The 403-nt window shown below is 36.0% G+C and carries 1 pseudogene; it reads right to left on the bottom strand.

What is annotated here, in order from left to right:
• A pseudogene (locus tag UNSWCS_RS11145) lies at nt 1–403 on the bottom strand (hypothetical protein); the annotation flags it as partial.

Genomic DNA, 403 nt, shown 5'->3' with positions numbered 1-403 from the left:
ATATCCAGCACTACTAACCCACATATAAGGGATAGTATGCTCAGTTGTCATCACTTCTGGAGAGAAGTCAAGGAAATTTCCATTGACTTCTACATTTATATCACTTAGATCATTCATTAGCTTACGTGCGTCGTCTGCGTCTTGTGCTGTTCTAAATACATGAGTTACCTTCTCATTGCTTCTATCGGTTAGCCCATCTATCTCGTCACTTGACATCCTACCCATTAGATATTCGGAATAATCTATTTTTTTATCTTTTGAAAAGTAGCCCTTTGGCATCTTTGCTAGATCTTCATTTGAGTAAAACTCTTTACCCTTACTAATAACTCCAGCTGAAATTTGATCAAAAATTTTATAGTATTGCTTTATAGTGTCTGCTAGATCGATATTTGCAAAGCTATCC

Source organism: Campylobacter concisus UNSWCS (assembly GCF_000466685.1).
In the GTDB taxonomy this organism is placed as follows: domain Bacteria; phylum Campylobacterota; class Campylobacteria; order Campylobacterales; family Campylobacteraceae; genus Campylobacter_A; species Campylobacter_A concisus_A.
The sequence above is the reverse complement of the archived record's forward strand: the minus strand, read 5'-3'. Positions and strand labels throughout refer to the sequence as shown.